Source organism: Pseudonocardia asaccharolytica DSM 44247 = NBRC 16224 (assembly GCF_000423625.1).
Lineage (GTDB): Bacteria > Actinomycetota > Actinomycetes > Mycobacteriales > Pseudonocardiaceae > Pseudonocardia > Pseudonocardia asaccharolytica.
The window spans coordinates 22,962-31,396 of the sequence record NZ_AUII01000038.1 but is presented as its reverse complement, the minus strand read 5'-3'; the positions used below and the strand labels follow the sequence as shown (position 1 = coordinate 31,396).

General features: G+C 71.4%; 9 protein-coding genes. 5 read left to right on the top strand and 4 right to left on the bottom strand.

Annotated features, from left to right (window positions below; genetic code table 11):
* Nucleotides 1-269, top strand: a 269-nt coding sequence (locus G567_RS33580) for a transposase (RefSeq protein WP_161631743.1), incomplete at its 5' end; no start/stop codon positions are given.
* Between the two features lie 350 nt (nucleotides 270-619).
* On the opposite strand, the gene G567_RS0122865 is transcribed toward G567_RS33580, so the two are convergent.
* From G567_RS0122865 to hppD, 3 genes are all read right to left on the bottom strand, one after another.
* On the bottom strand, nucleotides 620-1,159 hold the full coding sequence (locus G567_RS0122865) for a dihydrofolate reductase family protein (protein WP_028931788.1): 540 nt from the start codon (nucleotides 1,157-1,159) through the stop codon (nucleotides 620-622).
* Nucleotides 1,160-1,292: 133 nt separating this feature from the next.
* The gene (locus tag G567_RS32475; RefSeq protein WP_028931787.1) at nucleotides 1,293-1,889 is read right to left on the bottom strand and encodes a hypothetical protein; all 597 of its coding nucleotides are present in this window, start codon (nucleotides 1,887-1,889) and stop codon (nucleotides 1,293-1,295) included.
* Nucleotides 1,890-2,958: 1,069 nt separating this feature from the next.
* Nucleotides 2,959-4,146 (bottom strand): 4-hydroxyphenylpyruvate dioxygenase, encoded by a 1,188-nt coding sequence (gene hppD, locus G567_RS0122850; protein WP_028931785.1) that lies wholly within the window; start codon nucleotides 4,144-4,146, stop codon nucleotides 2,959-2,961.
* 234 nt (nucleotides 4,147-4,380) lie between these two features.
* On the opposite strand from hppD, the gene G567_RS32465 reads away from it, so the two are divergent.
* Nucleotides 4,381-5,139 (top strand): VOC family protein, encoded by a 759-nt coding sequence (locus tag G567_RS32465; RefSeq protein WP_051233444.1) that lies wholly within the window; start codon nucleotides 4,381-4,383, stop codon nucleotides 5,137-5,139.
* 33 nt (nucleotides 5,140-5,172) lie between these two features.
* Here the strand turns inward: G567_RS32465 and ppgK are convergent, their stop codons facing one another.
* Nucleotides 5,173-5,928, bottom strand: coding sequence for a polyphosphate--glucose phosphotransferase (ppgK, locus tag G567_RS0122840; protein WP_028931784.1), 756 nt, complete (start codon nucleotides 5,926-5,928; stop codon nucleotides 5,173-5,175).
* Nucleotides 5,929-6,093: 165 nt separating this feature from the next.
* Between ppgK and G567_RS0122835 the strand changes: the two genes are divergently transcribed.
* From G567_RS0122835 to G567_RS0122825, 3 genes are read left to right on the top strand one after another with little or no spacing between them, the layout of a single operon-like run.
* A complete protein-coding gene (locus G567_RS0122835; protein ID WP_028931783.1) occupies nucleotides 6,094-7,005 on the top strand; it encodes an alpha/beta hydrolase in 912 nt (303 codons plus the stop codon).
* A 36-nt stretch (nucleotides 7,006-7,041) separates the two neighbouring features.
* Nucleotides 7,042-7,416: a hypothetical protein gene (locus tag G567_RS0122830; RefSeq protein WP_051233443.1), complete on the top strand. Its 375-nt coding sequence runs from the start codon at nucleotides 7,042-7,044 to the stop codon at nucleotides 7,414-7,416.
* A 49-nt stretch (nucleotides 7,417-7,465) separates the two neighbouring features.
* On the top strand, nucleotides 7,466-8,422 hold the full coding sequence (locus G567_RS0122825) for a ribonuclease Z (protein ID WP_028931781.1): 957 nt from the start codon (nucleotides 7,466-7,468) through the stop codon (nucleotides 8,420-8,422).
* Nucleotides 8,423-8,435 lie beyond the last annotated feature (13 nt).

Sequence of the window (8,435 nt, the reverse complement as noted above, 5' to 3'; positions counted from 1 at the left end):
ATGACTTCATTCCGTTCCTGGACTACCCGCCGGAACTGCGTCGCGTCGTCTACACCACCAACGCCATCGAGTCCATCAACTTCCAACTACGGAAAATCACCAAGACTCGCGGACACTTCCCGTCCGACGAGGCCGCGATGAAGCTCATTTACCTGGGCCTGCGGAACATCTCCAGCAAGAGGGGAGGTGAATCCGGAACCGGTACCTGGGGCTGGAAAACGGCTCTAAATACACTGGTCGTCCTCTTCCCTGGACGACTCCCACTGTGAGAGAATAACAACGTCAGTCACCCGTAGCTTACACGGGAATCGTGACAGGCTCCGGTCCGCGGCCTCCAGAAACTCCGTCGGCTCGGTCGTCGTGGCAGCCCCGCCTGCCGAACGCCGCGTGCAGATCCACCTCGTCACCCTGCTCGTCGTGGGTCATGTCCTTTGCTCCTCATATCGATCCGGCGCCGTCTCGAGCGACGCCGTCACCCGCTCGACGGGGCTGCGATCGCGGCCTGAGCCGCGCACGAGGTGGAACACCGAGCCGTAGTCCGGTCCACACCTCACGCGACAAAGCCACGGGAGTGCAGCCGCCGGGCCCGGTCGGCTCGGCGGCGCTGCGGGTCGGTGTGCTACTCGGCCGCGCGGGCGTAGACCAGGTGCAGGACGCCCGTGCTGAAGGTGGTGGACGACAGCAGCTGCAGCGGCACCTGCGTGCCGTCGTCGAACAGCTTCTTGCCCCTGCCGACCACCAGCGGGTGCACCAGCAGGTGGAGTTCGTCGAGCAGGCCCTGTTCGAGCAGCCAGCGGACGAGCGTCCCGCTGCCGGTCATGCCGAGCTGCTGGTCCTGCTTGAGTTTGGCGATCTCGGTCTTCACGTCACCGCTGACGACGGTGGAGTTCTCCCAGGTCGGGTCGGTGAGCGTGGTCGACACGACGTATTTCCGGGTGCCGTTCATCTGCGCGGTGGTCGGGTCGTCGGGGTCGGCGGTGGGCCAGTAGCTCGCGAACTCCTCATAGGTCTTGCGCCCGATCAGCAGGGCGTCGTTACCGGCCATCATCGCGCCGACGGCCGCCCCCATCTCGTCGTTGAAGTACGGGAAGTGCCATGAGTCCGGCGACTCCACGACGCCGTCGAGCGAGATGAACAGGCCGGATTTGATGATTCCCATGGTGTTCTCCTTCGGAGAGTTTCCGTTTCCTTGCTGGGCTCGACCGCTCCACCGCCACCCTCATCGGGCTGCTGGGCCGAGCGGGTACCTTCAGTCGCCAGTGATGTGAACGATGCCCGTCATGGTGCTCTCCTCAGCTCTTGCGGTAGCTCGCGATCATGCCCGCCGACCGCTGGTCGGCTGTCAGAAGCTCGATGACGCTGCCGACGATCGAGACCTGACCCGCCAGGGCGGAAACTGGGCGACTCTGTCCTCGTGCACCGGGACGGGGGTGAGCCACATCCAGCGCGCCGAACACGGCGGGCAGTGCTTCGGCCATCCCGGGCAGGTAGCTGTACAGCTTGTCCAGGTGCGTGTACTGCACCCACTGCTCGATCATCTGCTCGTTCATCGCGGTGGTCCGTGCCGCTCCCGCGTGCTCCAGTACGGCGGCCGCGCCCAGCAGGACGACGAGGACGACCGGGAGGGCGGTCGGGGGCCCGGCCAGCGTGCGGGCGGCGAGGGGCTGGCCGTGCGCGTCGAACGCCGAGGCCAGCTCGATCTCGCCGACGCCGTCGGTGAGCAGCACGCCGAGTGTCGGCGGGTCCCAGCGGTAGCCGGCATTGATGATCGCGACCGGGTCCGGCACGCCGGCCCCGGTGGTCACCGGCGGGTCGGTGCGGTAGTACTGCCAGCCCACCGCGGCCGCGGCGTCGGCGGTGACCGTCGGGCCGGCCAGCCGCTCGACCATGTGCAGCGTGCCGTAGCCAGTGGGCGGTGGCCGGGCGGCCGTCGAGCAGCCCGGCGGAGGCGAGCATCCCGGCCCCGTTGCACACGGGCAGCAGCTGCGTGCCGCGGGCGGCCTGGATGCGTAGCCAGTCGGTGACGGGGACGGTGCTGGGCTCGCCGACATCCGGCAGCGCCGGCACCGTGGACAACGCCGCGATGCCCGTGACGTGGGCGGCATGCTCGTCGAACGTGAGGTCGGGGACGAGGTCCAGCCCGCCGGTCAGCGGCACGGGACGGCGCTGCGCCGCGACCGTGTAGAGGTTGAACCGGCCGGTGGCGGCGAGGATCTTCACCCCGGGAACCAGCAGCGCCAGGAACGGCAGGGACATCGCGGCGGACATCTCCGCGATCCGCGGCCACGAGTGGCGCCGGATGCGCATCCACAGCGCCATCGCGACGGTCATGTTCGTGGCCATCACGATCGCGTGCACGTCGGTCGGGCCAGCCACTTCGGGCGGTCGACGGTCGCGAGGGAGCGTCGCCGCCGGCGCCGCCGCGGCCATGTGCCGGAGGTCATGAGCGGGGGTCATGCCCTGCCGTGACCCGGCAGCTCCGAGGTGTCAGAACAGGATGCGGGCACGCCGCTCGCGTGCGGGTCTGGCCACTCGTCCCGCGGCTGGTGGTCGGCGCGACGCCGGTCAACCCGCCAGCAGCTGCTCCACCTCCGCGGAGTCGGTGACGCGCCCTGTCGAGGAGCTCGACACGTAGCGTCGGCGGATCCGGGTCGCCTTCGAGGCGAGACGGGATCGGCACGAGGAGAAGGAGTGGCAGGTGCGATCGGAGGAGTACGCCACGGTGGCCGGGCTGGACGAGGTGGCGCCGGCGTTTGGCTCGGAAGGACGGCCCGACGTCGCCGGCGTTCGGGATACTGCGCCTGCAGCCGTGGTACCTGCGGGTGTTCCCCGGTGAGTTCGCGCGCTCGGGCGGAACGACTGGCCGCATCCTCACCTGGCGAGCCGACGATCGCACATGATTCAACAGGGACGGCGCCCCGCGAACACGACCACTCCTGCCGAGGGCACGAACCAGGGCTAGAAGTTGCCGCGGCGCTCCTGCTCGCGCTCGATCGCCTCGAACAGTGCCTGGAAGTTGCCCTTCCCGAAGCCCAGCGAACCGTGCCGCTCGATGAGCTCGAAGAACACCGTCGGCCGGTCGCCCAGCGGTCGGGTGAAGATCTGCAGCAGATAGCCGTCCTCGTCGCGGTCGACCAGGATGCCGCGCGAGGCCAGCTCCTCGATGGGGGCCCGGACCTCGCCGATCCGGGCGCGCAGCGCCGGGTCGGTGTAGTAGGAGGCGGGGGTGTCGAGGAACTCGACGCCCGCGGCCCGCATCGCGTCGACCGAGCCCAGGATGTCACCGGTGGCCAGCGCCAGATGCTGGACGCCGGGCCCGTCGTGGAACTGCAGGTACTCGTCGATCTGCGAGCGCTTCTTGCCGAGGGCCGGCTCGTTGAGCGGGAACTTCACCTGGTGGTTCCCGTTGGCCACCACCTTGCTCATCAGCGCGGAGTACTCGGTGGCGATGTCGTCGCCGATGAACTCGGCCATGTTGGTGAAGCCCATGACCCGGTTGTAGAACTCGACCCAGCGGTCCATCTGCCCGAGCGCGACGTTGCCGACGACGTGGTCGAGGGCCTGGAACAGCCGAGGCCTGCGCGCATCGGTGCAGGCGACGAAGCCGGGCAGATAGGGGCCCCGATAGCGGGACCGGTCGACGAGGGTGTGCCAGGTGTCGCCGTAGGCGGCGAGCGCGGCGAGGCGGACGGTGCCGTGGGCGTCGGCGACGTCGTGCGGCTCGTCGAGGATCGTCGCGCCGGTGGCCCGGGCGTGGGCGACGGCGCGGTCGACGTCGGGGACCTCGAGGGCGATGTCGGCGATGCCGTCACCGTGCCGGCGGTGCCGGTCCAGCAGCGGGCTCGCCGGGTCGACCCCGCCGGTGAGCACGAACCGGACCGCCCCGCTCTGCAGCACGAAGGCCTTGTGGTCGCGGTTTCCGGTCTCCGGCCCGGAATAGGCGACGAGCTCCATGCCGAAGGCGGTGCGGTAGAAGTGCGCGGCCTGAGTGGCGTTGCCGACGACCCAGACGACGGCGTCCCAGCCGGTGACGGGGAAGGGGTCACCGGCCGGATCGTGCTCGACCATCCCGACGAGCCTGCGCAGCTGGTCGTGATCGAGATGGGCGAACCGCCCGCCCGGGGAGCGGGTCTGCTCGATGTGCATCTCGTCCCTCCGGACTGGGGATGGCTGAGTGGTACAGGACCAGTGCAGCAATGCCCGCTGCGGTGTGCAACGAGCAGCCATGGTGGTGGGCAGAGAGGGCAGATTGACCGCCTGATCCGGGGTCGGGATAGGCATTCGGCGCAGTTCATCCGGTTGGTGCCTCCGGGCTCTAGCGGCACCGTCCCCGGGTGGGCGACAGTGAACATCCGACCCGGTCTTCCCGGGAGGACGGCGATGGTCCACCAGCGCGCCCCGGCCCCCGGTGCTGTCGCATGGCTGGATCTGATGACCGCCGACGTCGAACCGGCCGCGCGGTTCTACGGCTGCGTGCTCGGCTGGACCTACAACCTGGCCTGGACCCCGCTGGGCGACTACCGCGTCGCGCGCAACGGGGACCGCGATGTGGCCGGCCTGATGTCCGGTGATGTCGCCCTGCGTTCCTCGGCGCCGCCGGCCTGGGAGGTGTTCGTGGAGGTCGAGTCGATCACCGCGACGCTGGCGGCGGCATGCGAATCCGGCGGCACGGTGCTGCAGGAGCCGCTCGAGGTCCCCGGCGGCGGCCGGGTCGGGGTGCTCGCCGACCCGGCCGAGGCCGTGCTCGCCGTCGTCGAGTCCCCGCCGGGGGCGGTATCGCCCGCGGCCGGGGCGCACGGTGGTTTCGCCGGGGTCGAGCTGCACTCGCGCCGGCCCGCCGGCATCCACGCCTTCTACCCCGCGGTGCTCGGCTGGCGGGTGGTGGAGCGCTTCGGACAGACCGTCTTCCTGACTGGCCGCAGGCAGGTGGCCGAGCTGCTGGCCAGCACCGCGGAGGACCCGGTGTCCCGGTGGCTTCCCCGGTTCGCGGTGCGCCGGATCGACCCCGCCGTCGAGACCGTGGTGCGCCACGGCGGTGTCGTCGTGGAGCCGCCGGGCCCCTGGCACGGGCGGCGGCGGGCGTTGCTGGCCGATCCCGCCGGGGCCCGGTTCGTGCTCGTCGAGCATCCGGCATTGTGACCCGGCCGGGTCGCGCGGTCGGCGAGCGAGGTGTCAGTGTCCGGCGGCCAGCAGCGCGGCGCCGATGATCCCGGCGTCGTTCAGCAGCGCCGCCGGGACGATCGGGGTGCGGATGTGCACATGCGGCAGCCACTTCGCCGCCTTCTTGCTCACCCCGCCGCCGACGACGATCAGGTCGGGCCACAGCAGGGCTTCGACGCGGGAGTAGTAGCGGGTCAGCCGCTGCGCCCATTCCTCCCAGTCGAGGCCATCGCGTTCGCGCGCGGAGTCGGCGGCGCGGGACTCGGCGTCGTACCCGTCGATCTCCAGATGCCCGAGCTCGGCGTTGGGCCACAGGGCGCCCCCCACGACGAGCGCCGAGCCGATCCCGGTGCCCAGCGTGCTGACCAGCACCACACCGGAGTGATCGTGGGCGGCGCCGAAGCGCACCTCGGCGAGGCCTGCGGCGTCGGCGTCGTTGACGACCAGCGCCTTGCGCCCGGTCTTGGACCGGAACAGGTCGTGCGCATCGACGCCGATCCAACGATCGTCGACGTTGGCCGCCGTCCGCACCACGCCGTGCTGGACGACCGCGGGGAAGGTGCAGCCGAACCGGCCGTCCCAGCTGAAGTGGTCGAGCACCTGCCCGACCACGTCGGCGACGGCATCGGGCGTCGCGGGATGGGGGGTCGGGATGCGCAGCCGCTCGTCGGCGAACCTGCCCGTGTCCGGCTCGACCGGCGCGCCCTTGATCCCGGACCCGCCGATGTCGATCCCGAAGCCCAGACCCTTGTGATGCTTCTTGGCCATGTTCCCACCCCGTCCGCGCCCCATTCAGCGCCGTCGCCACGACCGCACGCCTCCGCCCGGGACAGCCTGCCGCATCCGGGGCCCCGGCGCGGCTTTGTCCATCCCCGATCCGCCCGTACGGTGCTGTGTAACGCCCATCACATGGCCGATCGAGGAGGCGCAACGATGCCCAGCCGCGAATCCGACGCCCTGCGTGCCCAGTTCCAGCAGATGTCCGAGATCCTGGCGGCGAACCCGCAGATGGACATGGCGACCCTGCGCAATCTGTTCGAGACCCTCCACCTCCTGGCCGCGGAGGTGCCGGGGGTGAGCTACGAGGAGGCCGACGCGGGCGGCGTACCGGCGCTGTGGTGCCGGCCGGAGGGGGCCGCGACGGACGCGGCCATCTTCTACACCCACGGCGGCGGGTTCGCCTGCAACTCGATGCACAGCCACCGCAAGCTCGCCGGGCACCTGGCGCGGGCGGCCGGAGTGCCGGCGCTGGTGATCGACTACCGGCTCGCCCCCGAGCACCCGTTCCCGGCCCAGCTCACCGACGCCCTCACCGCCTACCGCTGGCTGCTGGACCAGGGTGTTCCCGCCGGCCGGATCGCCACGGCGGGCGACTCCGCGGGGGGCAACCTGGCCACCGCGCTGGTGCTCAGGCTCCGGGAGGAGAGCGTGCCGCTGCCGGGCGCGATCGTCGGCCTCTCGCCCTGGTACGACATGGAGCACAAGGGCAAGACGCTGGAGAGCAACGCGGCCACCGATGCCCTCGTGCAGCTGCCGATCCTGCAGAACATGTCCGCGATGTTCCTCGGCGAGCACGGTTCGCCGACCGATCCGCTCGCCAACCCGCTACACGCCGACGTCACCGGTCTGCCGCCGATCTACCTGACCGCCGGGGGCCACGAGACGCTGCTGGACGACACCGAGCGGTTCGCCGACAAGGCCCGTGCCGCGGGGGTCCCGGTGACCCTGCGGATCGAACCCGAGCAGCAGCACGTCTACCCGTACATGGCGGGCCGGGCGCCGGAGTCCGACGCGGCGATCGCCGACATCGGCGCGTGGCTCGTGGCCACGCTCGACGCGGGCTGAGCCGCGGGCCGCGCCGGGACCGAGGAGGCGCAGACGATGGTCGAACCTGACCGGTCGCCCGCCCAGCCGCTCAAGGACAGCGTGCGTGACCTGCTGGTCGTGCTGGCCCGGCGAGCGCTGGGGGTGGCCCTGGACAAGGTCGAGGCGGTCGCGGACGGTCTGGAGGAGATTGCGTCCCGCGGCGGCGTCGCCACGTCCGCGGCGCTCGGCGGCGGGCGTGCCCTGCTGGAGGGCAGGAACCCGGCGTGGAGCGCGCTCAAGGCCGGGGTCGCGGCCCTCCCGGCCGGGATCACGACGTTTCTCGTCCTCACGCTGATCCTTGTCCTGCTCCTCGGGCCGGTGCTGCTGCTGATCCTGCTGGTCCTGTTGCTCGTGTGGGCGGTCGTGGCGGCGATCCGGGCCGGCCGCTAGCAGGATCCGGGGCGGGCGGGTCCGGTACCGGCCCGCTACGGTCTGCGGGGTGTCGGTGCGGGAGCTGGTCGTGCTGGGGACCGCGAGCCAGGCGCCCACCCGCCTGCGCAACCACAACGGCTACCTGCTGCGCTGGGACGGCCATGGCCTGCTGTTCGACCCGGGGGAAGGCACCCAGCGGCAGCTGCTGCTGGCCGGTGTGCCCAGCAGCGCCATCAGCCGGATCTGCCTGACCCACTTCCACGGCGATCACTGCCTCGGGGTGTCCGGCGTCGTCCAGCGGCTCTCGCTGGACCGGGCCGCGCATCCGGTCCACGCTCACTACCCGGCCTCGGGCCGGCACTTCTTCGCGCGGCTGCGCCATGCCAGCGCGTTCCGGGAGGTCGCCGACCTGCGCGAGGAGCCGATCGAGCGCGACGGGGTGCTCGCGGCGGGCCGGTTCGGGACCCTGGAGGCGCGCCGGTTGGCGCATCCGGTCGAGTCCTTCGGCTACCGGCTGGTCGAGCCGGACGGGCGGCGGATGCTGCCCGAGCTGCTGGCCCGCTTCGGCGTCGCGGGTCCGGCCGTGGGGCGGCTGCTGCGAGTGGGTGCGCTGGAGGTGGACGGCCGCACGGTGCGGCTGGAGCAGGTGAGCGAGCCGCGGTTCGGCCAGCGGTTCGCCTTCGTCATGGACACCCGGCTGTGCGAGGCGGCGTTCGAGCTGGCCGCGGACGCCGACCTGCTGGTGATCGAGTCCACCTTCCTCGCCGAGGACGCGGACCTGGCTCGCGAGTACGGCCATCTCACCGCGGCCCAGGCGGCGACGGTGGCTCGCGAGGCCGGGGTGCGTCGCCTTGTCCTGACCCATTTCTCCCAGCGCTACCCCGACCCGGAGCGGTTCCGGCAGGAGGCCGCCGCGGTGTTCGACGGGGAGATCGTCGTCGCGGACGACCTCGTCCGCATCCCGTTTCCGTCCCGCCGGACCGCCGGGCTCGACCGCGCGAGCGGGGCCGGAACGGCCGGTTGATGGCCGGTCGATG

Coding starts and splice junctions, on each gene's coding strand:
- G567_RS0122865 (WP_028931788.1), bottom strand. CDS start 1,159: ATGGGAATCATCAAATCCGGCCTGTTCATCTCGCTCGACGGCGTCGTG.
- G567_RS32475 (WP_028931787.1), bottom strand. CDS start 1,889: ATGGTCGAGCGGCTGGCCGGCCCGACGGTCACCGCCGACGCCGCGGCC.
- hppD (WP_028931785.1), bottom strand. CDS start 4,146: ATGCACATCGAGCAGACCCGCTCCCCGGGCGGGCGGTTCGCCCATCTC.
- G567_RS32465 (WP_051233444.1), top strand. CDS start 4,381: ATGGTCCACCAGCGCGCCCCGGCCCCCGGTGCTGTCGCATGGCTGGAT.
- ppgK (WP_028931784.1), bottom strand. CDS start 5,928: ATGGCCAAGAAGCATCACAAGGGTCTGGGCTTCGGGATCGACATCGGC.
- G567_RS0122835 (WP_028931783.1), top strand. CDS start 6,094: ATGCCCAGCCGCGAATCCGACGCCCTGCGTGCCCAGTTCCAGCAGATG.
- G567_RS0122830 (WP_051233443.1), top strand. CDS start 7,042: ATGGTCGAACCTGACCGGTCGCCCGCCCAGCCGCTCAAGGACAGCGTG.